Source organism: Rothia sp. P5764 (assembly GCF_048512965.1).
Classification (GTDB): Bacteria; Actinomycetota; Actinomycetes; order Actinomycetales; family Micrococcaceae; genus Rothia.
The window spans coordinates 162,023-187,324 of sequence record NZ_JBLXXQ010000003.1; the positions used below are offsets into that span (position 1 = coordinate 162,023).

Annotated in this window: 21 protein-coding genes and 2 tRNA genes; 16 read left to right on the plus strand and 7 right to left on the minus strand. The window is 56.7% G+C overall.

The window, feature by feature from the left end:
• Nucleotides 1–43 precede the first annotated feature (43 nt).
• Complete coding sequence (gene bcp / locus ACN08Y_RS06135; protein WP_419100600.1) at nt 44–514, minus strand: thioredoxin-dependent thiol peroxidase; 471 nt, start codon at nt 512–514, stop codon at nt 44–46.
• 213 nt (nt 515–727) lie between these two features.
• On the opposite strand from bcp, the gene ACN08Y_RS06140 reads away from it, so the two are divergent.
• The 3 genes from ACN08Y_RS06140 to ACN08Y_RS06150 all read left to right on the plus strand — a co-directional run bounded on the left by ACN08Y_RS06140 (nt 728) and on the right by ACN08Y_RS06150 (nt 1,819).
• Nucleotides 728–1,342: a MarR family winged helix-turn-helix transcriptional regulator gene (locus tag ACN08Y_RS06140; protein WP_419105462.1), complete on the plus strand. Its 615-nt coding sequence runs from the start codon at nt 728–730 to the stop codon at nt 1,340–1,342.
• 156 nt (nt 1,343–1,498) lie between these two features.
• A tRNA-Lys gene (locus ACN08Y_RS06145) sits at nt 1,499–1,571 on the plus strand.
• Nucleotides 1,572–1,746: 175 nt separating this feature from the next.
• Nucleotides 1,747–1,819: transfer RNA gene (locus ACN08Y_RS06150), tRNA-Lys, on the plus strand.
• A 70-nt stretch (nt 1,820–1,889) separates the two neighbouring features.
• Here the strand turns inward: ACN08Y_RS06150 and ACN08Y_RS06155 are convergent.
• Nucleotides 1,890–2,345 (minus strand): hypothetical protein, encoded by a 456-nt coding sequence (locus tag ACN08Y_RS06155; protein ID WP_419100598.1) that lies wholly within the window; start codon nt 2,343–2,345, stop codon nt 1,890–1,892.
• Between the two features lie 474 nt (nt 2,346–2,819).
• Here ACN08Y_RS06155 and ACN08Y_RS06160 point away from each other — a divergent pair, with 474 nt between their 5' ends.
• From ACN08Y_RS06160 to metG, 6 genes are all read left to right on the plus strand, one after another.
• Nucleotides 2,820–4,658 (plus strand): acetolactate synthase large subunit, encoded by a 1,839-nt coding sequence (locus ACN08Y_RS06160; RefSeq protein WP_419112130.1) that lies wholly within the window; start codon nt 2,820–2,822, stop codon nt 4,656–4,658.
• Nucleotides 4,655–5,164, plus strand: coding sequence for an acetolactate synthase small subunit (gene ilvN, locus ACN08Y_RS06165; protein ID WP_419100596.1), 510 nt, complete (start codon nt 4,655–4,657; stop codon nt 5,162–5,164). Before ACN08Y_RS06160 ends, ilvN begins: the two co-directional genes overlap by 4 nt.
• A gap of 142 nt (nt 5,165–5,306) precedes the next feature.
• On the plus strand, nt 5,307–6,335 hold the full coding sequence (gene ilvC / locus ACN08Y_RS06170) for a ketol-acid reductoisomerase (protein WP_419100595.1): 1,029 nt from the start codon (nt 5,307–5,309) through the stop codon (nt 6,333–6,335).
• Between the two features lie 286 nt (nt 6,336–6,621).
• Nucleotides 6,622–8,217, plus strand: a complete 1,596-nt coding sequence (gene serA, locus ACN08Y_RS06175) for a phosphoglycerate dehydrogenase (protein ID WP_419112131.1) — start codon at nt 6,622–6,624, stop codon at nt 8,215–8,217.
• A gap of 313 nt (nt 8,218–8,530) precedes the next feature.
• A complete protein-coding gene (locus tag ACN08Y_RS06180; protein ID WP_419112132.1) occupies nt 8,531–9,628 on the plus strand; it encodes a hypothetical protein in 1,098 nt (365 codons plus the stop codon).
• Nucleotides 9,629–9,831: 203 nt separating this feature from the next.
• Nucleotides 9,832–11,373 (plus strand): methionine--tRNA ligase, encoded by a 1,542-nt coding sequence (metG, locus tag ACN08Y_RS06185; protein ID WP_419112188.1) that lies wholly within the window; start codon nt 9,832–9,834, stop codon nt 11,371–11,373.
• Between the two features lie 90 nt (nt 11,374–11,463).
• Here metG and ACN08Y_RS06190 read toward each other — a convergent pair whose 3' ends face one another.
• Nucleotides 11,464–12,534, minus strand: a complete 1,071-nt coding sequence (locus ACN08Y_RS06190) for a hypothetical protein (RefSeq protein WP_419112133.1) — start codon at nt 12,532–12,534, stop codon at nt 11,464–11,466.
• Nucleotides 12,535–12,649: 115 nt separating this feature from the next.
• Here ACN08Y_RS06190 and ACN08Y_RS06195 point away from each other — a divergent pair, with 115 nt between their 5' ends.
• Nucleotides 12,650–13,594 carry a hypothetical protein gene (locus tag ACN08Y_RS06195; RefSeq protein WP_419112134.1) on the plus strand — a complete coding sequence of 315 codons (945 nt, stop codon included), beginning with the start codon at nt 12,650–12,652 and terminating at the stop codon, nt 13,592–13,594.
• A gap of 146 nt (nt 13,595–13,740) precedes the next feature.
• On the opposite strand, the gene ACN08Y_RS06200 is transcribed toward ACN08Y_RS06195, so the two are convergent.
• The 4 genes from ACN08Y_RS06200 to ACN08Y_RS06215 form a co-directional block, all read right to left on the minus strand.
• Complete coding sequence (locus ACN08Y_RS06200; RefSeq protein WP_419112135.1) at nt 13,741–16,320, minus strand: FtsX-like permease family protein; 2,580 nt, start codon at nt 16,318–16,320, stop codon at nt 13,741–13,743.
• A gap of 1 nt (nt 16,321) precedes the next feature.
• Nucleotides 16,322–17,074 carry an ABC transporter ATP-binding protein gene (locus ACN08Y_RS06205; protein ID WP_419099461.1) on the minus strand — a complete coding sequence of 251 codons (753 nt, stop codon included), beginning with the start codon at nt 17,072–17,074 and terminating at the stop codon, nt 16,322–16,324.
• Nucleotides 17,075–17,192: 118 nt separating this feature from the next.
• Nucleotides 17,193–17,954 carry a response regulator gene (locus tag ACN08Y_RS06210; RefSeq protein ID WP_419112136.1) on the minus strand — a complete coding sequence of 254 codons (762 nt, stop codon included), beginning with the start codon at nt 17,952–17,954 and terminating at the stop codon, nt 17,193–17,195.
• Between the two features lie 81 nt (nt 17,955–18,035).
• On the minus strand, nt 18,036–19,289 hold the full coding sequence (locus ACN08Y_RS06215) for a sensor histidine kinase (RefSeq protein WP_419112137.1): 1,254 nt from the start codon (nt 19,287–19,289) through the stop codon (nt 18,036–18,038).
• A 123-nt stretch (nt 19,290–19,412) separates the two neighbouring features.
• Here ACN08Y_RS06215 and thrC point away from each other — a divergent pair, with 123 nt between their 5' ends.
• The 6 genes from thrC to ACN08Y_RS06245 all read left to right on the plus strand — a co-directional run bounded on the left by thrC (nt 19,413) and on the right by ACN08Y_RS06245 (nt 25,218).
• Nucleotides 19,413–20,840: a threonine synthase gene (gene thrC, locus ACN08Y_RS06220; RefSeq protein ID WP_419112138.1), complete on the plus strand. Its 1,428-nt coding sequence runs from the start codon at nt 19,413–19,415 to the stop codon at nt 20,838–20,840.
• Between the two features lie 290 nt (nt 20,841–21,130).
• The gene (locus ACN08Y_RS06225; RefSeq protein WP_419112139.1) at nt 21,131–21,391 is read left to right on the plus strand and encodes a type II toxin-antitoxin system RelB/DinJ family antitoxin; all 261 of its coding nucleotides are present in this window, start codon (nt 21,131–21,133) and stop codon (nt 21,389–21,391) included.
• Nucleotides 21,392–21,570: 179 nt separating this feature from the next.
• Nucleotides 21,571–22,017, plus strand: a complete 447-nt coding sequence (locus ACN08Y_RS06230; RefSeq protein ID WP_419112140.1) for a hypothetical protein — start codon at nt 21,571–21,573, stop codon at nt 22,015–22,017.
• A 54-nt stretch (nt 22,018–22,071) separates the two neighbouring features.
• A complete protein-coding gene (locus ACN08Y_RS06235; RefSeq protein WP_419112141.1) occupies nt 22,072–23,133 on the plus strand; it encodes a 3-isopropylmalate dehydrogenase in 1,062 nt (353 codons plus the stop codon).
• Between the two features lie 263 nt (nt 23,134–23,396).
• Entirely contained in the window at nt 23,397–24,494 is a 1,098-nt protein-coding gene (locus ACN08Y_RS06240; protein WP_419112142.1) for a branched-chain amino acid aminotransferase, read from the plus strand.
• Nucleotides 24,495–24,945: 451 nt separating this feature from the next.
• Complete coding sequence (locus tag ACN08Y_RS06245; RefSeq protein WP_419112143.1) at nt 24,946–25,218, plus strand: type II toxin-antitoxin system RelB/DinJ family antitoxin; 273 nt, start codon at nt 24,946–24,948, stop codon at nt 25,216–25,218.
• Nucleotides 25,219–25,302 lie beyond the last annotated feature (84 nt).

Genomic DNA, 25,302 nt, shown 5'->3' on the forward strand with positions numbered 1-25,302 from the left:
ATACAGCACCAGGTGAGCTTTTTCCTAATTGATGGTGGGTGAGCTAGCTATCAATTCCCAGATCGCGGCGGAGCTTTGCAACATGCCCCTTGGCCCGGACGTTGTACTGGGCAAGAGCGACTTTGCCGGCTTCATCAATAACGAGGGTTGAGCGAATGAGGCCTACATAGGTTTTCCCGTAGTTCTTTTTCTCTCCCCAAGCGCCGTAGGCTTCGGCAACGGCGTGGTTCTCGTCGGAGAGCAGGGGGAAGGGTAGGTCCTGGGTGGCGGTGAATTTATCGAGTGCAGCGATACCGTCGGGAGATACCCCCAGAACCTGGTAGCCATGTGCGCTCAGCGACTCAAGGCTGTCTCGGAAGTCGCAGGCCTGGGTGGTGCAACCGGGAGTAGAAGCCTTGGGGTAGAAGTAGAGGATTACTTTGCGACCGGTGAAGTCTGCTAGCGAGACTGTTGAGCCACCGGCGGCGGGGAGCGTAAAATCAGGGGCGGTAGCTCCTGGCTCGAGACGTGCCATGGTATCTGCCTTTCAGATAGTGAAAACAATGGGGAAATCGTAATGATATCCCGTGAAGAATATGTGGGTCGAAAACCAGCTTACCAAGTAGGTCGGTGCCCTAAATAGGTTGGAAGGTCGCGGCCTTGAGAGGCTGGCTAGAGCTCCTCGTTAACTTGAAACGCTTGTAATGCGCCCGGTTTAGCATCAGCTAAACGTGTCTATACTGTTGGCATGCCAGAAATTCGTAATTGGTCTATTAATAGACTCCTCTCAACAGCTGCACGCATGCTGGAATATAGCTGGAATGCTCAGCTTAAATCATTAGGTCTTACTCATGCCGGTGTCACGGCTCTCGATGTGATTGCACGGGAAGGCATGATATCCCAGGTTAAGGTTGCCTCCCTGGTCGGCGTTCAGGCGCAGACTATGGGAAAGACCTTGGCCCGGCTCGAAGCCCACGGGCACGTCTTTCGTACACGTAACACGATCGACCGCCGGAGCTACCTCTTAGGTATTACCGAGGAGGGGCGGCGGGTCCTGGCTGAAGCGGAAAACATTGACCGTATGCTGGGTTCAGCCGGTGAGCTGTCGAACCCTAAATTTCGTGAAATGTTGGTACATATCATTGAGAGCCTCAGCGAGCATCACGGTGGTGGCGAGGTCTTAGCGGGCTTGGCCGAAGAGCAGTCCGCGCAGATTGGCGCCCTGACCCATTCCCTGGTTCAGGGCAGCGGCGGTGAGGGTTTGCCCCCTGAGACCAATGTCGAGGCGGTAGCGCAGGAACGCACTATCACAGCGGTTATGGATGTCATTACCCCCGAGACGATTGTTCAAGGTCATTCATAGCACTGCACTGGCGCCCTGAAGTGGCCGGTTTGATAGCAGGTTAAAACTAGTTTTTATGAAGGTTCTCACAAACACCCTTATGGGTTTGTGCAGTCCCCATGGGGTGTGTATAGTATTTATCTGTTGCCAGGGAAACCTGGTCAAACAAATGAATATGCGCCTCTAGCTCAATTGGCAGAGCAATTGACTCTTAATCAATGGGTTCTGGGTTCGAGTCCCAGGGGGCGCACAGAAGAAGAGAGGCCTGGCCGGTTTACCGGTCAGGCCTCTCTTGTGCGTGTTTGAGAGCTTTTGATGGTATTTATGAAGGTTCTCACAAACACCCTTATGGGTTTGTGCAGTCCCCATGGGGTGTGTATAGTATTTATCTGTTGCCAGGGAAACCTGGTCAAACAAATGAATATGCGCCTCTAGCTCAATTGGCAGAGCAATTGACTCTTAATCAATGGGTTCTGGGTTCGAGTCCCAGGGGGCGCACAGAAGAAGAGAGGCCTGACCGGTTTACCGGTCAGGCCTCTCTTGTGCGTGCCTATGCATTGACAGGTGACTACAGGGCCCATGCGTCAATGATGACCCGTTTGAAATCTTCAATATCAAGGGCCTGGTCCAAGACCCCCGATCCCTGACTCGTTTCAACAAAGTGCTTGGGGTCAAAGGTAAGAGAAAAAGAGGTTCCGTTGGTTGCCTCTAGCCCAAAATTGAGGTCTGTGACGGCAAAGGTGCGAGCCGCATTTGTGTTATCAATCGAGGTGGGGGTGCCCAAGCTACGAATCTGAGGTAGGTCGAGGGGAGCGATAATCGCCTCCCTGGGGGTGTCCCGGTAACCGACCAGGAAGTAACGCTGCTCGTCCTCCTGGAGTGAAGCCACATCGGAGTTACGGTAAATAGCTGAACCTGTTGCAAACACAAGGTTATAGGCACCGTAATTGATGATCTGGCTATCGAAGACCGTGTGAAGGGCCTTGGCGATCTCATTGCTGGTGAGCTGATGTGAGGCAGTCATGCCCCCAGTCTACGGTGCAGGGCTGTGGCTCGGGGCAGTTAAGCCTGTGGGGATATTAAATGACACAAGATGACAGCGGCATCCGCAGGGGGACCCAATGGGTGTTCGCCCGCTGACGAGGGCAGGCTTGCGCTGCTCACCATAGACCTGTGACCAGCCGAGATTTTTTACGCGCAGTGAACCCAGTAACGAAATATAGTGTCATATTCTAAGACCGGTTTGACCTGCTGGCCGGGAAAAGCCAAGAATAAAGAGTATGACATCACACCAGCAATCACAGATTATTCTTGTGGTGCGACTCCTAGCGGAGTGCGCAGCATAAGATGCTCTGTGTCTGATGGCGTGCGCACCCTTCGCTCAACCAAGCGGAGGGTTTTTTTCTAGGTAAAACCGTGACCCGGTAGCACCTGGCCCACAGGGCGTACCCCACCGCTCGCACACAAGACTATCTTCGGACCACCACTAGGATCACCCATGACGACGGGACAACCCATCAACCCGGCAGATCTCGCAAAGAATCTGAGGGCTGCATCCGCACCCTCAGAACCCTCACCCCTTGAACGTATGACAGGCTCCCAGGCTATCGTCCGTTCGCTCGAAGCGCTGGGCGTCACCGATATCTTCGGCCTGCCCGGTGGAGCCATCCTTCCCACCTATGACCCCCTCTACGACTCCGAGCAGCTCAATCATATTCTGGTGCGTCATGAGCAGGGGGCTGGGCATGCAGCGGAAGGCTACGCTATTGCAAGCGGCAAGGTCGGTGTGGCAATCGCTACGTCCGGCCCCGGTGCAACCAACCTGCTGACCGCTATTGCCGATGCCAATATGGACTCTGTACCGCTTGTTTGCATTACCGGTCAGGTATCTTCGGCCGTTATCGGTACCGATGCCTTCCAAGAAGCAGACATCGTGGGCATGACCATGCCGATTACCAAGCACTCCTTTATGGTGCGGGACCCTCAGGAAATTCCGCGGTGCATCGCAACAGCTTTCCACATTGCCTCCACCGGTCGCCCCGGCCCCGTCCTGATCGATATTACCAAGGACGCCCAACAGGGTATGATGGACTTTTCCTGGCCTCCTGTTACCCATGAGGCACGCGGCTACAGCATCGTTACCCGCGGCCACTCCAAGCAGATCCGTGAAGCAGCCAAGCTCATCACCGAATCCCAGCGTCCGGTCCTATATGTGGGAGGCGGTGTTGTACGCGCCGGTGCATCGGAAGAACTCATGAAGCTGGCCAAGCTGACCGGGGCACCAGTTGTCACCACGCTGACTGCTCGTGGTGCCTACCCTGACTCCGACCCCCAGAACCTGGGTATGCCCGGTATGCACGGAACCGTACCAGCGGTAACAGCCATGCAAAAGTCCGACCTGCTGATTACCCTCGGTGCTCGTTTCGACGACCGTGTTACCGGTGTTGTCTCGGAGTTCGCCCCGGAAGCTAAGGTCATCCACGTTGATGTTGATCCGGCTGAAATCTCCAAGATCAGGGTTGCAGATGTGCCCATCGTGGGTGATTTGCGCCAGGTCCTTCCCGAACTCAATGAGATTCTGGCCGGTGAGTTCTCCAGCGCCCTGCCAGACCTCACGGACTGGTGGACACTGGTTAATAATTTCAAGCAAACTTACCCCCTGGGCTACACCAAGACCAATGACGGCTTGGGCGCACCCCAGTACGTTATCCAGAAGATTAGCGAAATGACCGGCCCCGATGCCTACTACGTCACCGGGGTTGGCCAGCACCAGATGTGGTCAGCTCAGTTCATCACCAACGAAAAGCCCCGCCACTTTATCAACTCAGCGGGCCTGGGTACCATGGGCTTCTCCGTACCCGCCGCTATGGGTGTCAAGGTCGCCTTCCCCGAGTCGATTGTCTGGGCCATTGACGGCGATGGCTGCTTTCAGATGACCAACCAAGAGCTGGCAACCTGCGTCCAAAACAAGATCCCCATCAAGGTCGCAATTATCAATAACTCGTCCTTGGGCATGGTGCGCCAGTGGCAGAACCTCTTCTACGATGGCCGCTACTCCAATACCCACCTTAAGACCGGCATCGGTACCGAACGGGTCCCGGACTTTGTCAAACTCGCGGAAGCCTACGGTTGTGCCGGTTTGCGCTGTGAACGTGATGAAGACGTTGAGGCGACCATCGCCCAGGCCCTGGCTATCAACGACCGGCCCGTTGTGGTGGACTTTAACGTCAGCCCCGATGCCCTGGTCTGGCCAATGGTTCCAGCCGGTGTATCCAACGATTTAATCCAAGTTGCTAAAGACATCTCACCGACCTGGGATGATGAGGAGATGCTATGAGTCGCCACACCCTCTCTGTTCTCGTAGAAGATAAGCCCGGTGTGCTGGCCCGCGTATCTGGCCTCTTCGCGCGTCGTATGTTTAATATCGATTCCCTGGCTGTGGGCCCTACCGAGGTCCCTGGAATCTCAAGGATAACGGTTGTAGTGGACGCAAGCGATTTGCTCCTAGAACAGGTCACCAAACAGCTCAATAAGCTCATCCATGTCCTTAAGGTTGTTGAACTTCCTGCTGACAACTCAGCTCAACGTGACCACATCCTCATTAAGGTGCGCGCCGATGTTGCAGCCCGTATTCAGGTGACCCAGGCCGCTGACCTCTTCCGGGCTAGCATCGTCGATGTCTCCCCCGAATCGGTGGTCATTGAGGCAACCGGATCAGCCAACAAAATCAACGCTCTTCTTGAAGTGCTTGAACCCTTTGGTGTGCGGGAAATTGTTCGCGCAGGAACCATCGGCCTCTCCCGTGGCTCTCGTTCCATGAACGAAAAAGCCCTCCGAAGCTAGAACCGGATCTAGCTCACTTACTTTCACAATGTAAAGCCCCTGTCTACCCACGGCAAGCGCCGCTATGTAGGTTAGAGGTTTTCAAACCCCACAGATCGGGTAGCGCCAGCTACCCCTCTACCGATCAAGGAGATCGAAACACATGGCAAAGATCTATTACAACGACGATGCAGACCTGGCCAATATCGCAGAGCGCTCCGTAGCGATCATCGGCTACGGCTCACAGGGCCACGCTCACGCCCTGAACCTGCGCGACTCAGGCGTAGACGTCCGCGTTGGTCTTGCAGAAGGCTCAAAATCCCGTGCCAAGGCCGAAGCAGAAGGCCTGCGCGTACTTACCGTTGCAGAAGCAGCAGCCGAAGCAGATGTCATCATGATTCTGACCCCGGACCAGGTCCAGGCAGAAGTGTTCAAGAAGGATATCGCTCCCAACCTCAACGAAGGTGACGCTCTCTTCTTCGCCCACGGCTTCAACATTGTCTTTGGCTACATCGAAGCTCCCGCCGGCGTAGATGTTGCCATGGTCGCCCCCAAGGGTCCTGGCCACACCGTTCGCCGCGAATTTGAAGCTGGCCGCGCGGTTCCTGCCCTGGTAGCCGTTGAAAAGGATGCCTCAGGTAAGGCACTGGACCTGGCTCTGGCTTACGCCAAGGGCCTGGGCGCAACCCGCGCCGGTGTCATTGAGACTACCTTTAAGGAAGAAGCCGAGTCAGACCTCTTTGGTGAGCAGGCTGTTCTCTGCGGTGGCGCTTCACAGCTCATCCAGTACGGCTTTGAGACCCTGACCGAGGCTGGCTACCAGCCTGAAATTGCATACTTTGAGGTTCTGCACGAGCTCAAGCTGATTGTTGACCTGATGATTGAAGGTGGCATTGCTAAGCAGCGCTGGTCCATCTCTGACACCGCTGAGTACGGCGACTACGTTTCCGGCCCTCGCGTTATCACCCCCGAGGTCAAGGAAAACATGAAAGCTGTTCTGGCCGATATCCAAAGTGGTGCTTTCGCCAAGCGCTTCATGGAAGACCAGGCCGCAGGCGGCCCCGAGTTCAAGGAACTTCGAGCTAAGGGCGAAGCGCACCCCATCGAAACCACCGGCCGCGAACTGCGTAAGCTCTTTGCATGGACCAACAGCGTGGATGCCGACTACGTTGATGGTTCTGTAGCTCGCTAAGGCGCATGAAGACCGTTCACTGCTTGAGCGCCGACACTCTCTGAGCTGAAGCCGACTACCTGCCAAACCGTTAGGTGGTCGGCTTTGGTTGTTCTATGACCCTTACAGCGGTCAGACGGAGTGCCCCCTGTAGCCCTTAAGGTGAACTACAGGATGCACCTACTCCGGCCCCTCTCAGAGCCCTGCACCGGGGGGCAACCCCCAATCTTTGATGAGGCGTCCTTAGGGTCCGAAGCGCCTCTGCCCATACGAGAGAACACCCTCATTACCTGAACCAAGGAAAACCGTGACTGCAAAACCAGTTGTACTGATTGCCGAAGAACTATCACCTGCCACTGTCGAAGCCTTGGGCCCCGATTTTGAGATCCGCACCTGCGACGGGGCAGACCGCCAACAGCTCCTGAAGGCTATCACCGATGTGGACGCTATTCTCGTCCGCTCTGCCACCCATGTCAATGCCGAAGCTATTGGAGCTGCCAAGAAGCTCAAGGTGATTGCTCGAGCCGGTATAGGCCTAGATAACGTCGATATCAAGGCCGCCACCAAGGCCGGTGTTATGGTTGTCAACGCACCTACATCCAATGTTATTTCTGCTGCCGAACTGACCCTAGGTCATATTCTGGGGCTAGCCCGCAACATTGCGGCCGCCGACTCTTCGATGAAGGCAGGGGAGTGGAAACGCTCCCAGTTCTCCGGGGTCGAGCTCTACGAAAAGACCGTAGGCATCATTGGTCTGGGCCGCATCGGTGGCCTGGTGGCTGAGCGTCTGCGTGCCTTTGGCACCGAGCTTATTGCCTACGACCCCTTTGTTACGACCGCGCGTGCCGCGTCACTTGGCGTTGAGCTGGTGGAGCTGGATGAACTGATTGAGCGGGCAGACTTCATCACTATCCATATGCCCCGTACCCCAGAGACCCTGGGCATGATTAATGCCAAGAGCTTCAAGAGGATGAAGAAGAGCGCTTACGTCATTAACGTGGCCCGCGGCGGGCTGATTGACGAAGCTGATCTCGATGCCGCACTGCGCAGCGGTGAGATTGCCGGCGCCGCCATTGATGTGTTCGTCAAGGAGCCGGCTAAGAAGGTTCCCTTTGTTGGTTTGTCGAATGTTGTGGCAACCCCTCACCTAGGTGCCTCAACCTTTGAAGCCCAGGAGAAAGCAGGTATCTCGGTGGCTAAGTCGGTACGACTGGCCCTTGAAGGGGATCTGGTGCCCGATGCGGTGAACGTTGCCGGTGGGGCCATCGACAAGGACGTGCGCCCCGGCGTGCCCCTGGCCGAAAAGGTTGGCCGGATTTTGACCGCCATTGGCGGCGACGAAGCCTTGACCCGCGTTGAAGTCAAAATCGCAGGTGAAATCGCCACTAAGGACGTCACCTCACTCAAGCTCTCAGCCCTCAAGGGGGTCTTCACCGATGTTGTCTCCGATAAGGTGTCCTACGTTAACGCCCCGATTCTGGCTGAGCAACGCGGCCTTGCGGTGGAGCTGGTGACCACCACCGAAACCGATTACTTCCGCAACGAAACCATTCTGACCGGCGCCCTGGCAAACGGTGAGGTTGTATCGGTGGCAGGTACCGTGACCGGCCCCAAGCTCATTGAGAAGCTGACCAACGTCAACGGCTACGATGTAGAAATCGCCATTACTGACCACATGCTGGTTCTGGAGTATGAGGACCGCCCCGGCGTCATTGCCGCTATCGGTACTTTGCTGGGTACAGCCTCCATCAATATCGCCGGTATGCAGGTTTCTCGCCACGAGAAGGACGCGCAGGCCCTATGTGTTCTGGCCCTTGACTCAGCACTGACCTATGAGGTCTTGGAATCCATCAAGCGGGTCGTGAATGCTTCACGCGCCGCAATTATCAACTTGGCTGACTAAGCTCTGAGTTAGCCTCGGCATGGGGTGCCTTCTATCTCCCGATTGGGGGAGGGGAGGCACCTTTTTTGTGGGCTGATGGGGGAATGACCAGTGGGCTCATGAGCGGTTCTTGTGGGCTTAAGATAAATGTTTTTCCATATCAGAATAATATTAAGAGGGTGAAAGTGATGCGCAATACTGGTAGGTTAAAGCCGGTCGCTAGCAACCGCTGGGGCTTACAGCCTCTGAAATAAGGGGCGCACTGCGGGGTAAATATCCTGGCAGTTCCCAGCGGTTCTAGCCCCCCACAGACCCCCGAGATAAAGGATGTTCAATGTCTTCTGCACACCCCATTAGCCGCCGGGCTCTGGCACCCCTGTTCCTTGGAAGTATAGCGGCTATGGCCCTACCCGTGGAACAGGCATCAGCAGCCGTAACCTCACCACTTAGCCCCGCCTCCTACCTGGCGCGAGGAACGGTTGCCCAGCGGAATGTCTCGCAGATGCCGGTGCTCTCCAACTCTGCACAGATGGCCAACTACCTCAAGAATCTGCACAGCAGGTATGTGAGTGACCGGTTTAGAGGCAAGCTACCTCTGAGCGGTAATGTCTTCGCCTACAATATCCCCATTCATACGGTCAATAGCAAAGACCCCGCCCAGCACTACGAATGGTTCTACAGCCTCGATAACCGGGTTAGATACCAGAGTGATGAGTATAAGAGGCTGATGGGGGCTGAAAGGGCTGTACGCCTGCCCGTCCCTAAGAACTTCCAGATTCCCGGTGGTGGGGACCGCTCTATCGCTATTTACGATCGGGGAACCGGTATCTGGCGCTCCCTCTACCAGGTCAAGAAAACAACCAGTGGGAGCCATGCCGGTCAGTGGCATTACAGCTCCGGCGGCTATATTAAAGATGCTCACAAGCTCCCCGGTTCTAAGCACAGCCTGCAACTGACCGGAGGCACAAGTTCGGTGGTCGGGATGGCCAGCGAACTCACCCAGATCGGTATTGACGAGGTTCTTGCCGGCTCTATCAACCACGCAGTCTCTTTCACCCTGCCTAATGCGCGTAGCGGTTTCTCCTGGCCTGCACGCCAGGGGGACGGTAACCTGACCCATGCTCTGGCACCCTATGAGGGGCAGTGGTTCCGCATCAACCCCGCAGTTAACCTCAATACCCTGGGGTTGCGCCCACTAACCCTCATGATCGCTCAAGCCGTGCAGAAATACGGCGGCTATGGCAGTGACCGTAACATTTGGTGCATGGCGGCCAACTACGAGTACGACACCAGCCAGCCCCAAGCAAACCAGGGCAATTCACGCTGGTACACCCAGGTGCAGAAAAAGTACGGCCAGGCACCCGAAAACCTGCATGATTTCCCCTTCCAACACCTCCAGTTCGCTCCCAAGGACTGGCGCGGCGGGCTTTAGACCCATGGCACTGGGGGTGAACACCTCCCGGGTTCGGCTACAGAAGTAGCTTAGCTACCCCCTGCCTACCAGCTCTGAACCCCGCATCAGCCAGTTGGTGGGCAGGGCTCATGCCCTATCTAGTGCCGAACAGACAGTTCTTACGACGAAGAAGTGGAGTGGGCAGGTCGCCGGTTTGTTCCCCACCCTGTAAAATCATGACTATGACTGCTACCCCCTACTACATCACCACCGCAATTTCTTACCCCAACGGCGCCCCTCATATCGGCCATGCCTATGAGGTCATTGCCGCTGATGCCATGGCCCGTTTCAAGAAACTAGACGGTTTTGATGTGCGCTTCATGACCGGTACCGACGAACACGGCCAAAAGATGCAAACCACTGCACAGAAGCAGGGGAAGAGCCCCCAGGAACTAGCCGACGAAAACTCAGCCCGATTCCGCGCAATGGCTGAGCTCGTGGGAGCCGACTTTGACCGTTTTATTCGCACCACCGACCCCGACCACTACGCCGCATCTCAAGCCATCTGGAAGAAGATGGAAGAGAAGGGCGATATTTACCTGGATAAGTATGCAGGCTGGTACTCGGTCCGCGATGAGGCCTACTACACCGAAGAAGAAACCGAACTGCGTGACGGTGTGCGCTATGCGATTGCTACCGATACAGAGGTGGAATGGACCGAAGAAGAATCCTACTTCTTCCGCCTCTCAAAGTACGCCGACCGCCTGCTTGACCTGTATGAAACCGAGGGCTACGTCTACCCCGAAACCCGCCGTAACGAGCTGGCCTCTTTTATTAAGGGTGGCCTCAACGACCTCTCCATCTCCCGCACAACCTTTGACTGGGGCGTACCTGTACCCGGCAACGACAAGCACGTCATGTACGTGTGGGTCGATGCGCTGACCAACTACCTGACAGGTGTGGGCTACCCCGATACCGACAGCGAACTCTTCACCACATACTGGCCTGCTGATATGCACCTGATCGGAAAGGACATCACCCGTTTCCATGCTATCTACTGGCCTGCCTTCCTCTGGTCCGCTGGGCTGGAACTACCCCAGAAGGTCTTTGGCCACGGCTTCTTGCTGGTGGACGGCGAAAAGATGTCAAAGTCCATCGGCAACACCCTGGACCCCGCAGACCTGGTAGCAGGCTTTGGCCTGGATCAGCTCCGCTTCTTCCTGCTCCGCGATGTTTCTTTCGGTCAGGACGGCTCCTACTCAGCCGAGGCTATCAAGAACCGTATTAACTCCGACCTGGCCAATGACCTGGGTAACCTGGCCCAGCGCTCACTGTCTATGGTTGCTAAGAACTGTGAGGGCACTGTTCCCCAGCCCGGGCAGTTTACTGCGGAGGATACCGCTATGCTTGAGGCCGCAGGTGCTCTGCTGGAGCAGGTCCGGGCTGACTTTGATGCTCAGGCCTTCCACCGTGCCCTAGAACGTATCTGGCAGGTTGTCGGTGAAGCTAACCGTTACTTCACGGCCCAGGAACCCTGGAAGCTCCGCAAGACCGACCCGGAACGTATGAACACCGTTCTGTACGTGACTGCTGAGGTTCTACGCATTGTGGCAACCCTCACCCAGCCGGTCATGCCTACCTCTATGGGTAAGCTCCTAGATCTACTGGCTGTGGCACCGGAAAACCGTAGCTTTAGGGACCTTGACCGGGCCCTGGTCGCTGGTACTGTTTTGCCCGCGCCTGCTCCGATTTTCCCGCGTTATGAGGAACCCAAGGAAGCCTAACCCGTAGCCACCGGTAAGAATAGCAGATAGAGCTCAGGCCCGCCCCCAAGGTGAGGGGAGCGGGCCTGAAGCTATCCGAGGTAAGAATCTTTAGAACCAGCCCAGTTGGGTCACCCGGTAATAAATCTGTTGTGCGATAGCGACATAGCCCCAGCCATTGAGGTGGAAGCCGTCGGTGGCATAGAAGCTGGGGGGAATCTTCCCCTCCTTGTAGGCGGCGCGGTCCTTATCGGATGACCAGATCCCGGACCCTGCCAGCGCACCGTAGCGGAGCCAGCTTTCCTGGGTGGTTTCACGGAGAAAGGTCTCGGGGTTCATGAATCTATCCCCGAAGGTTTTAGCTGCCCAGGCGTTGTAGGTTTCGACCTGCTTAGCCCGATCTGATGTATTTGAATCCTTTTGGGCGCGGAAGTGCCCCAGAACAATCGAGCGGGTGGGGGCCATATCAAAAGCCCGCTGGGTATCTTCCTGTATACGGGAGGTTTCAGCCAGATTGTTGCGACCGATTTGAAGCACATGGTAGCAAGCGCGGCTAATCATCTCCTGGTAGGAGTAAAGCCAGGCTGCAGCTGTATCGGAGGGCGCATAAATTTCTTCGCCGGGAACTGTTCTGGTAAAGAATAAGCTGTTTTCGGTTTCCCCAGCTAACAATAGGCCGGGGACGTCGCCAACGTAGCCTGGGACCTGTGTAGAAGAGCCCCAAGAAACATTGGCATCCGAGGCCAAGGTAACGGGCACTGTGCCTGAAGCTGGAATCATGTCATCCGGGAAAACTAATTTATATCGATTAGCTGATACACCCCGCCGTGCAGTAATCAGGGAAGAGGTGTCCCCTCCTCGCCCAAAACCGAGAACCGGCACGGAGAGATAGCTTGAAAGAAGCTCAGGTAGGGTTGCTTTGACTCCGGCAGGAACACCTTGATCGGCGTAAGCTCCTTCTACGGATGAACTGCCCCAGATGGCTAAGGAAGGGCCAGAAACAGTGGGGTAAATGTATTCTGCGGGGAAGACAGTAGAGTTGGCATCGGCTGCCTGAGCCGCCTGCTGACCAGCCAAGCCCCCTGCAGCTGCTGTGGCTACAGTTGCAACGCCCGTGAGGGTTGCAAAACGGACGAGGTCGCGGCGGCTGGTGCGAACTCCTGGCTGTGTTTCAGGTGTCATGGTGGTGCGGTTGCTACTTTCTGTGACGAGTCCGTCGTGTCATCACGGGAAGTTGTGGTGATGCCCGACTATTTATAGTAGTTAGAATGGATGATGATTAGCTAGGGAGGCTTGCGTGTCATTACTTACTGCCCACGGTGTTAAGGCTGGTACGAGCCTGGCCCTTTTGCTTGTTGTGGCCCTGACTGGGTGTAAGCCCCAGCCCCAAAATTTTCAGGAGCTTGAGCCTGAACAAGCAAACCCGGAGCACATTACCGCTCTTGAGAGTTTGATGTATCCCCCTGAGGGTGCAGAAAAGGCTCGCCGTGCTTTTGTTGAGCGCTGTGTAGCTCAAGCCGGGGGTAAATACCTGGAGCCGGTTGCGGTGCATAGCCTGGACCACGCTGTCTATACCGGGCGCACTACTGATGAGTTGAAAGCTAACGGGTACGGGCCTTTGCCCGCCCAGAGCGACCGAGCAACTGCCAGCTTTGACCAGGCTGGTCTTGATGCCTACCTGGGCAAGGGCGATAGTACCTTGAGCGTGAGCTTCATGGATTATTCCAGTGGGGAGCTGAAAGCTGACGGCTGTATGGCTCAGAGCTATGAGTACCTCTATGGGTCGGTTGAAAACGGTATTAAGGCCGCCCTCTTGGCTCCCCAGTTTGGCTCGGCTATCGCCGATAGCCTGCGCTCGGACGAGAAGTACGTTGAGTTGCAGAGGCAGTGGGCTAGCTGTATGTCCGATGCTGGCTTTGGCCAGGTAAAGAGTACCGACCTGGCCTCTTACCAGGCTAGCCTGGTAGGCCAGGCGGATGCTAAGAAGATGCTGGAGGCCGATATTTCCTGTCGTGAAAGACATTCTTTTGATTCCTCCGTTTCTGAGCTCAAAAATTCTTACTACGAGTCCGTTTACAAACGGCTCAAGCAGTTCAAGGATGAGCTTGAAGCCATCCACGCTACCTCCCAGGAGCGGGTGGAAGCGGATAAGGCCGACCCCAAGAACACCTCACCGGTCACCCTGCCCACACCCTCTGAGAGTGCTAGCGCCTCAGCTGAGCCAACAGCCACAGCATCCTAGGGACGCGGACAGCCTTTCCCACCCTCCTGCTAGCCTCCTGGTGCTCATCGGTGCCGTGCCCAGCTCATACTGGCCCAAAGCTCGTAGAGGTGGGCAGAGCACCGAATTTCTTGGCCCAATATGAACTAGTAGTGTGCCTACCAGCTTTAGGGGGTCTCTTGCAGGCTGACGACCGGTGAGAGACGCGAAGCCCGCAGGGCTGGTATCAGGCTAGTGAGCCAGGTCAGAGCGACCCCGCCGATCAGAATCAGGAGCAGGTCCCAGCCATGAACAGAGTAGTTCATGCTAAAACCATTGGTGGCATACACCTGCAAGAGCAAGATCGCACAAGCATAACCAGCCCCAATACCCAACAGTATGGACAGCAAAGCCACCAGGGTCGTCTCGAAGGAAATCATGGCCCTCAACTGTTTCTTGCTCATACCCGCAACCCTCAACAGGGCGTAGGGGCGGCGCCGCTGGTAGGCGCTCAGAATCTGGGTATTGGCTATACCAATCAGAGTAATAGCCAGGGTTGCCCCCAGTAGCCCCAGGGCAACGTAGAGGCCTATGTTTAGACCCAACTCAATATCTCTACCCATGGTCAGGCTTCCGTAGAGGCTACCCTGGGCAAGCCCCACCTGGCTCTCAAGGCCCTTCAAGGCCGCCAACTGCTGATCGCTACTGAGCGAGGGGTCAAAGCCAAGAATCAGGGCGGGTGAGTCGGGGGAAGGCGAGGTAGCCAGAAGCTCTGAACCGCTTATTCTCTGACCTGTTACCCGGGTCATGACAGGTCCAAACAAATCAGTATCCGTATAAACAACAGTCAGTTCCTGGCTCTTGTGGGTTCCAGCAACCCTAATTTTGCTACCCTCTACGAGACCGAGTGATTCAGCGCTTGAGGCATTGATGAGGAGCTGGTCATCGGCCAAGGGGTGCGGGAAATCATAGGGAGCTAAGCGATCTAGCTGAGAAGCATCGAGAGAATATACGCTCACTCTGTTGGCATCCTGGTAGAGCTTATTCTCCAAGGAGCCCTGGGGGATTGCCACAGTCGCCGCATCTACCCCGCCAAAAGCCTGAACTTCTTGCTCCAAGCGGGTGCCAGCCTCCCAGCTCTGAGCACTCACAAAGCCCGAAGCAGGGAAAGGGTAGGACCGCTCAATATCCTCAAGGACGGAAACCTTCAGGGTAGTGAAACCGGTCATGAGAGCAGCTAGAAAGGCTGCGCAGATAAAGAGCATCCGGCCGCTAGCTACGGTCTGGCCCTTAGCCTGCCGGATATTACTATGGGCCATACCGGCGGTAGTAAATGGCTGGCAGAACCTGCTCGTCACAGCGAGCAGGGGGGATAGGAAGAAAGGGAAAACCAGGACAAGGAGGGTTGCCAGGGCAACCGTGGCCAGCACATACCCTGGCTCTAAGGGAGAACTCTGAGCCCAGAAGATACCCACAGCTACCAGGGCTACAAGGAGGAGCACCAGCAGCCAGAACCAGACCTTTTTAAGGACGCTCCTTGTCCGGGGCTCAGGTACGCTCTGGATGGCTGTGATGGGCGAAATCTTGCGCATTGACCAGGCTGGTGCCAAAGCGCTAAGGACGGCAACAGTCCCACAGATAAAGAGGGAGATGAGGGCTGGGACGGGGGAGAAATCGATCATGTAGCCCCCGGTCATAAAAGTGGATATAAGGAACGCCAGGCCATAGGCCGTGACGATACCCGCTAGAGCAGAAAGCACACCCAGCATGAAGGCCTCCAGTAGGAGCATCCGCACCAGAGCAAAACGGGTGGCACCCAGAGTACGGAGCAGAGCCAGTTCGCGGGTACGCGAGGCCGCGTAGACCCGGTAGGTATTAGCTATCACAAAACTGGACATGAGGAGGGATAGCAGGCCGAAGCCCAGAACAACGGCGGTGACCTGTGAGATCCCCCCGGTGAAGTCATCTACATCCTTTTGGATTTGTTCCTCTACAGTAGAGACCGCCACCTCAAGCCCTGCTGATGTGAGCTGCTGCTTGAAATCATGGACTGAAACCCCCGGTGCTAACTTGACCATCATCATGCTGTAGCCGCTACTGGGGTCAGCTTCAAGTGACTTGGTGTAGTCTGCGGTCAAGCTACCGCCGGTGAAGACCATATTATTCATAGGTCCCGTAGCAGCTTTTTGTGCGTAGATACCGCTGATTTTGAAGTCACTGGTTGGGGGTAATCCCTGAAAGTCAACGGGTAGGGCGTAGTCAGTCATCCGTACCGTCTGCCCAACTCTCAGATCGGAGTTTTGAGCAAGGGAGGAGGGTATGAGGACCTGACTGCTGGTGCTGGGGAGATCACCCTCTTGAAGGGTGAGAGAGAGAACAGAATCATCGGTCGCTAAATCAGTGCGTTTGACCAAGAAACTTGGTTCTTGGGCCCCCGAGCCAGCTAAATACATGACATCATCAGCTGTTGCTACACCCCAACTGGATTTGACCAGGGAACTAGCCTGAACCTGCTGGGCAGCCTGCTGACTCAAGTAGGGGGGACTTTCTATAACAAACTGGCTGTGATCAGGGTCCTCCAAGACCAGATCCGAGTTCCCATAGAACTGGGCGGCTGACTCACGCAAGCTAGTCATGAGCGACAGGTTGCTGATAAGAACCGCTGAGAGGAAGAAAGCCGAGATAGCAATACCGATAGAGGTCAGCGCAAAGCGCAGCCTGTGCTTACCCAAGTTAGAGCGGGCAACGGTGCCCAATGTGGTTGCCATGCTATTCACCCAACCCAGAAAGCGCCGCAAGCACTGACTCGCGGGTGGGGGATTCAAGCACACCGGCCAATTTGCCGTCGCGCAGCAGTACTACCCGGTCAGCATAAGAGGCCGCTACCGGGTCGTGGGTGACCATGAGAATGGTCTGCCCCTGAGCGCGGGCAGCCTGCTGTAGCAGATCTAAAACCTCGGCACTAGAAACTGAGTCCAATGACCCGGTTGGCTCATCGGCAAAAATGACGGCGGGGCGGGGTAGAAGCGCTCTGGCAATGGCTACTCGCTGCTGCTGGCCACCCGATAGCTCAGCCGGGGCATGCTTAAGCCGGTCCGTCAGGCCCAGAACCCGTACCAGCTCATCACGCCAAATATTATCAACCTTCATCTTGGCAAGACCCAGGGGCAGATCAATGTTCTGGCCTGCGGTCAGTGTGGGGACCAGATTGTAGGCCTGGAAGATAAAGCCGATATTCTTGGCCCGGAACTCTGCTAGCACGGAATCTTTGAGGCCCAGCAGTTCGACACCCCGTACCTGCAAAGAAGAATCAGTCCCGGGGTCTGGGGTATCGAGGGTGGCAAGGACGTGGAGCAGAGTGGACTTGCCAGAACCTGAGGGGCCCATAATGGCCGTGAACTTGCCGCGTTCAAAGTCGATGCTGACCTGATCGAGGGCGCGCACGGACGAAGTACCGCTTCCGTAAGTTTTGCTGAGGTTGCGTGCGCCTACCGCAACGGGAAATGTGTGGTGTGTATTCATAGTTCCAGTCTGGCAAGAGATCTACCTGGGTACATCAGGCCTGGGAGTGAAACCTGGGAAGGACCTCATACCCGGGTATGAGATACCTGTTCCCGGCCTGGAACGACCGACAAGTAGCCTAGGGCAGGAGGCCTGCCTCATAGGCCATAATGACGACCTGCACACGGTCGCGGGCGCCCAACTTGGCCAGAATATGGGAGACATGCGTCTTGACGGTTGCCTCCGACACAAAAAGCTCTGAGGTGATTTCAGCGTTGCTGAGGCCCCGGGCCATGAGCATGAAAATCTCGAACTCGCGGGCAGTCAAGCTGGCTATTTCCTGCTGGTGTTTACCGCTGGACTGAGCAGAGGAGCCAGCCTGCCGCTCCGCGGGTAAGCCAGCAAACCCCACGGCCTGGCCCGCGCCCTGACCGGATGGGGCATCCTGCGCTAGCTGGGGGATAATCATCTGCTCCAAGAGACGCTTCGTAGCACTTGGTGCAATGACGGCATCCCCCCGGTAGATAGTACGGATAGCCTCCAAGAGCTGCTCAGCAGGCGCGTCCTTAAGCAAGAAGCCACTGGCCCCGCGCTGGACCGCCGCGTAGACATAGTCATCAATATCAAAAGTTGTCAGCATAACGATACGAACGGAGGGGTAGCCCGCAATAATTGCCCCGGTCGCCTCGATACCATCCATGACCGGCATACGCACATCCATGAGCACCACATGGGGTACAGAACCCTGCCCCGCCAACTGCCGGGTAAGCTCCACAGCTTCCTGGCCATTCGATGCCTGACCTACCACCGTCAAATCATGCTGGGAACCAACCAACATGGCAAGGCCAGAGCGCACCAACTGCTGATCATCAACCAGCATGACCCTAATCTTTCCGCTCATCGTCTCTTCTCAATCCTCTCGACCTCAACAACTTCTCTCTTAACAGCTGGCCTGCCCCGGCCAAAAAGACAGCCAGCGCTCTTAGGGAGCAAACGGAATCTGCGCAAAGACCCTAAACGAGCCGTCCGCCAGGCGCCCGTAATGCAAGCTACCCCTATACATATCAACTCGTTCCCGCATACCCAGCAAACCACGGCGGGCACCGGCCAAAGGCTCCGAAGCCTGAACCTGGGGCGCATTGACCACATCAATATCTAAGGAACGCTTACCCTCACGAACCGTCACCGTCACCAGCGGGGTCGTGGGGCTATGCTTACGCACATTGGTCAGAGCCTCCTGCACAATACGGTAGACCGTCAGCTCAGCCCCCTGCGGCAGCTTCTCCTCAACTCCCTCGCACTCCCACACCAGCCTTGCATTAAAACCCAGCTCCTGCATCTGATCCACCAGCTGCGGCACATTGTGCAAAGCCGGTAGAGGCTGAAAAGCGGCGCCCTCATCCGTCCGCAAAACTCCCAGCAGGGAACGCATCTGCTGCAAAGAAGAACGAGCCGTCTCAGAAATAGTCCCTAAGGCGGCAATCTCCACCGGCTCGACCAGCTCACCGCCTCGGGCGGAAGACTCTAGCTCCGCCTGCTGACGGGCTTGAGCCACATACCGTGCCCCGTCCGCCTGCGTAATAATGACCGAAAGAGAATGAGCCACAATATCGTGCATCTCCCTGGCAATACGCGCACGCTCATCCAGGGCCGCCATAACCCGCTCCTGCTCCCGCTCATGCACCAACTGCCGGTTACGCTCAACCAGCGACCTCTGCCGGTTATCCCGCAAGCGCCTAGTATCACCCAGAAACCAGGCAATCGTGCACAAGGCGGCACAAAAGAAGAAAATAACCAGAGAAAGAACCAAAAGCTCAACGGTGCTCCAGCTATAGACAGAAGCAAGCTGAAAACCCGCACTAGCCCCAGCCACCACTGAAGCCACCAAAAAAAGAACAATAGTTACTATACGCACCCGGCGCTCGCCGTACCTGGCCCAGTGATAGACCGCCAGCGGAGCCGACCACCACATATCAAGAGCCGGGAAGGGCAAAACAACAGTAACCAGCAAGCCCACAAGGACTAAAACAGTCACGGTCTTTGGCCTGCTATAGCGGAAATAGAGACTGCCGGTCACCACTGCCCAAAGGAGCATATAGAGCCACCAGAGATTATCGTTGAGGCCCGCAATACCGGTAAAACCAACCGTAAACAACTGGCACAAGGCAACAAAAATACCGTTCACCCAGCGCTTACGCCGAGCCAAAACAGCCGGTTCAAATAGAAAGCTCTCCACCCCACCAGTTTAGGTTGCGCCCGCACCCAGAACCCAGCACCCACCCTGCACCAGGCCCAAGTTCATACCCCAGTATGAAGCGCCTACCGGCCTACCCCCACCAGAAAAGGTAACCTTATAGTCATGCAGTACATCTCCACTCGCGACACCACCCGCACCCCAGCCCACTTCACCGACATCCTCCTGGGAGGCCTAGCCCCCGACGGTGGCCTCTACCTCCCCGTCTCCTACCCCCAGATCAACGATGCCACCCTCACCCGCTGGCGGGCCGTCCTCGCTACCGAAGGCTACCAGGGGCTCGCCGCCCAAATCCTGGCCCTCTACATTGATGACATCCCCCTAGAAGACCTCAAGGCCATTACCGCCCGCGCCTACTCCTACCCCAAATTCGCCTCCCCAGAGATCGTGCCAGTCACCGAGCTGGAACCCGGTATCCTCATCGGACACCTTTCAGAAGGCCCCACCGCCGCCTTCAAAGACATGGCCATGCAACTACTGGGCGAACTCTTCGAATACGAACTAGCTCGCCGCGACCAAGACCTGAACATTGTAGGCGCAACCTCTGGCGACACCGGCTCATCCGCCGAATACGCCATGCGCGGCCGCACCGGCATTAAGGTCTTCATGCTGACCCCCGCCGGGCGCATGACCCCCTTCCAACAAGCCCAAATGTTCGGCCTAGACGATGCCAACATCTTCAACATCGCCCTCGAGGGCGTATTCGACGACTGCCAGGATATCGTCAAAGCTATCTCCTCCGATGCCAGCTTCAAGGCCGAAAAACGCATCGGTGCCGTAAACTCCATCAACTGGGCCCGCCTCATGGCCCAGATCGTTTACTACGTTTCCTGCTGGATCCGCTCCACCGAAACCAACGACCAGAAGATCTCCTTCTGCGTACCCACCGGCAACTTCGGTGACATCTGCGCCGGCCATATCGCCCGCCAGATGGGCCTGCCCATTGACCGCCTGATCGTGGCAACCAACGAGAACGACGTCCTCGATGAATTCTTCCGCACCGGCAACTACCGTGTCCGTTCCTCGGCTAATACCTTAGAGACCTCCAGCCCCTCCATGGATATCTCGCGCGCTTCCAACTTCGAGCGCTTCATCTACGACCTGCTCGACCGCGACGCCGAGCGGGTGGGCGACCTCTTCGGCCGACAGGTCAAAGAGGGCGGTTTTACCCTGGCAGGGGACCCAGCCTTCACCGATGCCGCAGATAAGTTCGGCTTCGCATCGGGCCGCTCCACCCACGCTGACCGGGTGGCTACGATTCGTGATGCCCATGAGCGGCTGAACGTCCTGCTTGACCCTCACACAGCCGATGGTGTGAAGGTTGCCCGCGACTGGGCCGATAGGGTCGAAACTCCCATTATCTGCATGGAGACCGCGCTACCGGTCAAGTTCGCGGAAACCATCAAGGAAGCAACCGGCTCCGAGCCCGCTATCCCTGAGCGCTTCGCGGGCATCATGGAGGCCGACCGCCACCTAATTGACCTACCCAATGATGTAGAGGCTGTTAAAGCTCTGATTGAGCGCAACGTCTAAGACTATGGGCAAGGGGCTTGTGGGGAGATTGGGCAAAGCTGTGCCTGCCAACCTCCCTGAACGCCAGACCCGAGCCAGTTGGCAGTCACAGCTTTGCCCGCTTGCCCTCGGCCCTGAAAGCTAAGGCCAGGCCAGCTAAGGCATCAAGTCTCAACGCAGTGGCGGGGAACCGAACGGTTCCCCCCCCCTGTGTTTAATACCGCGCGGGTGGATTGAGTTCAGAGGGGCGACCGGACAGCATGCAGTTGTAGCGACATTGTAATGAATATGTATTAACTGCTGGAGGGCAAATGTCTACAACTACTATCTCGTTCCGTACAGACCGCGAAACCAAAGAAGAGGCTATGCGGCTCTTCAGTGAACTTGGCCTCGACATGAGTACAGCCCTGAATATGTTTCTTCGCCAGGCGCTCGTGGATAACGGAATACCGTTTACCCCGCGTCGCGAAAACCCTGCCAGCGCTCGCGTACGCTACGAAGCAGAAAATGGGCTGGGGGAGAAGTTCATAACCTTTGATGAGCTGACGGCAGATTTGACCCATGCTTCCTAGTATCACCCGAACCCCTCAATTCAAGCCCGATGTTAAGGCCCTCCTCAAAAAGCATGACAAGGCAGAAAAGCTTGGTGCTCGTACTTACTGGCACCGGTAGCCATGACGATTTGTTCTAGTTAAAATTACCCGGGTGTAAAGCCTGTCAGAAGAAAACAGGCCCTGTTAGGATTTGCCGTATGGAGGCACTCACCGACGAGCAGAAAAACCTACTGGCCGCGCTCATCACTCAGGGTCTGCCGCTTGACGCAGAAAGCCACAAGCCCAGCGCACAGGAACGGCAAGGGCTAATCCGCAGGCTGAACACAGCACAGGCCAAACAGAGCTGCGATTGCTCCACCTGCATCACCCTTACCCTGCACTACCCGGCAGACTCAGAAGCCACCTTGCTAGCTAGCCCGCCTGAAACACCGGCACCCCGCACTGTCTTAACCGCAACCACCCAGGACGGATCCGCCCTGCTTCTGGCCCATCTAGTGGGGCAGTACCTGACCGAACTTGAAATAGCACCCATCGGTCAAAACCCCGTCTGCCTACCCCGCCCGGAAGAACTCGTCTTCTTAGCAGCAGCACCGGGTAAAGGTGCAGAGGTTCCCACAGGAGCAGGCCAGCCGGCCAATATATGAAACCCAAAGCCAAAATATGGGCAAAGCGCACTGTGCAGGACTAGCCTTAAGAACATGACTGAAACTCCCTCCATCAACCTGGCAGTAATTCCCGGCGACGGCATCGGCCCCGAAGTAGTAGCCCAAGCCCAGCGCGTCCTGACCCGCGCCGCCGAACTTGACCAGATTGCTGTCACCGCCACCGAGTACCCCCTGGGTGCTGATCACTGGCTAGCAACCGGCGAAACCCTCTCAGAAGAGACCAAAGCAAAACTAGCAACCCACGACGCCATCCTCTTTGGTGCCGTCGGCGCAGACCCCCGCTCCACCCAAGTGCCCAGCGGCCTGATTGAGCGTGAAATCCTGCTCAACCTACGCTTCTCCTTTGACCACTACATCAACCTGCGCCCCTCACGCCTCTACCCCGGTGCAGTCTCCCCGCTAGCTAACCCCGGCCAAATCGACTTTGTGGTTGTGCGTGAAGGCACCGAAGGCCCCTACGCAGGTAACGGCGGTGTCCTGCGCGCCGGAACCCCCGAAGAAATCGCCACTGAAGTATCGCTCAACACCGCTCACGGTATCGAGCGCCTAATCCGCTACGCTTTTGAGCTGGCTAATACCCGCGACAAGAAGAAGCTGACCCTGATCCACAAGACCAACGTCCTGGTCAACGCAGGGGCCCTCTATACCCGCATCTTCAACCAGGTAGCCACCCAATACCCGCAGGTCACCACCGACTACCTGCACATTGACGCGGCCACCATCTTCCTAACCACCGACCCGGCACGGTTCGATGTCATCGTCACCGACAACCTCTTTGGCGACATTCTGACCGACCAGGCAGGCGCTATTAGCGGCGGCATCGGCTACGCAGCCTGCGGCAACATCAACGCTGACCGCACCTTCCCCTCCATGTTCGAGCCGGTCCACGGCTCCGCCCCCGACATCGCAGGGCTCAACAAGGCTAACCCCACGGCAAGCATCCTGGCCGCCGCCATGCTCCTGCGTCACCTGGGCTACGAGGACACCGCCGCCCGCATTGACCGCGCCGTAGAAGCAGACCTAGCCGCCAACCCCGGTGCAACCCGCGGTACTGACGAGATCGGTTCCGCAATTCTGGCCGCCCTGGATGCCTAAGCTCCTTGGTCCCTTCCGTCTCACCGGCGGGGACCCACGTTAGGTAGAGCACAGAAACCACAGAGCTGATGTATTCTCATAAGGAAAAGGAAGATAAGGGCACACACCAAGCCAAAAGCTCAGGAGCCCGCCCCTGGCCAGCAAGGCTGTGCACTAGCACCCCCTAAAACGCCAGACCCGAGCCAGCTGGCGCACAGCCTTGCTTACCCGGGCTTAACATTTTGACAAGCTACAGTCCCATACACTGTGATTGAAGGACGAACATGACCCTGGAATTTTCTATTACCCGCAACCCCAACCCCGCCAGCGCTGAGCGCAGGGCAGAAATACTTGCCGACCCCGGTTTCGGCAACCATTTTACCGACCACATGGTCCGTATCGACTGGAAAGGCAGCCACACCGACGGCGGTGAATGGTCCAAGGCCCAGGTGTTGCCCTACGGGCCTGTCAGCCTTGACCCGGCGGCCAGTGTCTTCCACTACGGGCAGGAAATTTTTGAGGGCATCAAGGCCTACCGCCAGGCTGACGGCTCCATCACCACCTTCCGCCCCCAGGAGAACGCCGCCCGGCTGAACAAGTCGGCAGACCGACTGGTTCTGCCCCATCTGCCCGAGGAACTGTTCCTGGAGGCAATCCGCCAGTTGGTTACCATCGACGCTGACTGGGTGCCCTCCGGCGAAGGGGAATCCCTCTACCTGCGCCCCTTCATGATCGCCACCGAGGCTTTCCTAGGGATCCGACCTGCCCGCGAAGTTTCCTTCTATGTGATCGCCTCACCCGCCGGTAACTACTTTGGCACGCCCAAGCCCGTTGATATTTGGCTATCTACCACCTACGCCCGCGCCGGTGTGGGCGGTACCGGCGAAGCCAAGTGCGGCGGCAACTACGCCGCCTCACTTGCCGCCCAGTTGGAAGGCGAAGCCCAGGGCTGTAAGCAGGTCATTTTCAAGGACCCCAACCGCGATGATGCCATTGAGGAACTGGGTGGCATGAACGTCTTCTTTGTCTTCAAGGACGGGCGTATTGCCACCCCTGAGCTAACCGGCACTATTTTGCGCGGTGTTACCCGCAAATCCATCATCAAGCTGGCCCAGGACAGGGGATACACCCTTGAAGAGCGCAAAATTACTCTGTCTGAATGGCGCCAGGGCGTAGCCAGCGGTGAGATTACCGAGGTCTTTGCCTGCGGTACCGCCGCTGTGATTACTCCCGTGGGTAAGCTCAAGGCCGCTGATTTTGAGGTCCCCTCAGCCTCCGGTGCTGAGGGCGGGCCCGTGACCATGAGCCTGCGTCAAGAACTAGTCGGTATTCAGACCGGCAAGGTTGAGGATCGCTTGGGCTGGAACATCAAGCTGGTCTAAGAATCACTGGGCCTTGAGCCTGTAGCTCAGCTCCGGTCGCTGCTGTACCAGAAAGGCTCAGCTTAAGAACTGTGCCCGCCTTTCCTGCTAGTGCAGGGGAGGCGGGCATCTATCTTTAAGCAGTTTTAGGGCAAATCCAAGGTCCGGGTGAGGTCCAGCTGTTGGCAGAAATATTCGTCATGGCTGACCACTTAGAGGGCGCACTGGCTAGGGTGGCGGTGACGGGGGCGCAGAAAACCGGTGCCGGGTGCGGGCAGAGTGGTTTCAGCCTGGGCTAGAGAGCTGCTGAAAAATCCACCGATAGGCATTCTGTAGACAGTGATTCCGAGAGCCAGTTTATGGGCGGGTGCAGAAACCCGTCAAGGGTTGGTACAAAGAATATTGCTGATGACGGGTGACAACATATAGGCTATGTAATACAGAAGCTATACAACGTACGCAGGGAGGGATTATGGCTACATCAACCATTAGTGTTCGTACCGACTCAGCGGTGAAAGGCGAAGCAGAGGAGCTTTTTGCAGAACTTGGTCTCAATCTTTCAACCGCAGTAAATATGTTTTTACGTCAGAGTGTTAGGGAGCGACGCATTCCATTTGAGGTCACAGCTAATACCCCTCATGCCGAAACTGTTGAGGCGATTGAGGAGGGCCGTAGGCTTCTGCACGATGCAGGCGCTGAAACATACGAGTCAGTTGCTGAGTTGCGTGAAGCCCTTGACTCATGATGATGCAAAGTAAACCAGCGCGGTCTTCCGAATCGCGTCTGCTCGTTGGTGCATGGGCTCTTGGGGCGTTTATTTATGGATGGC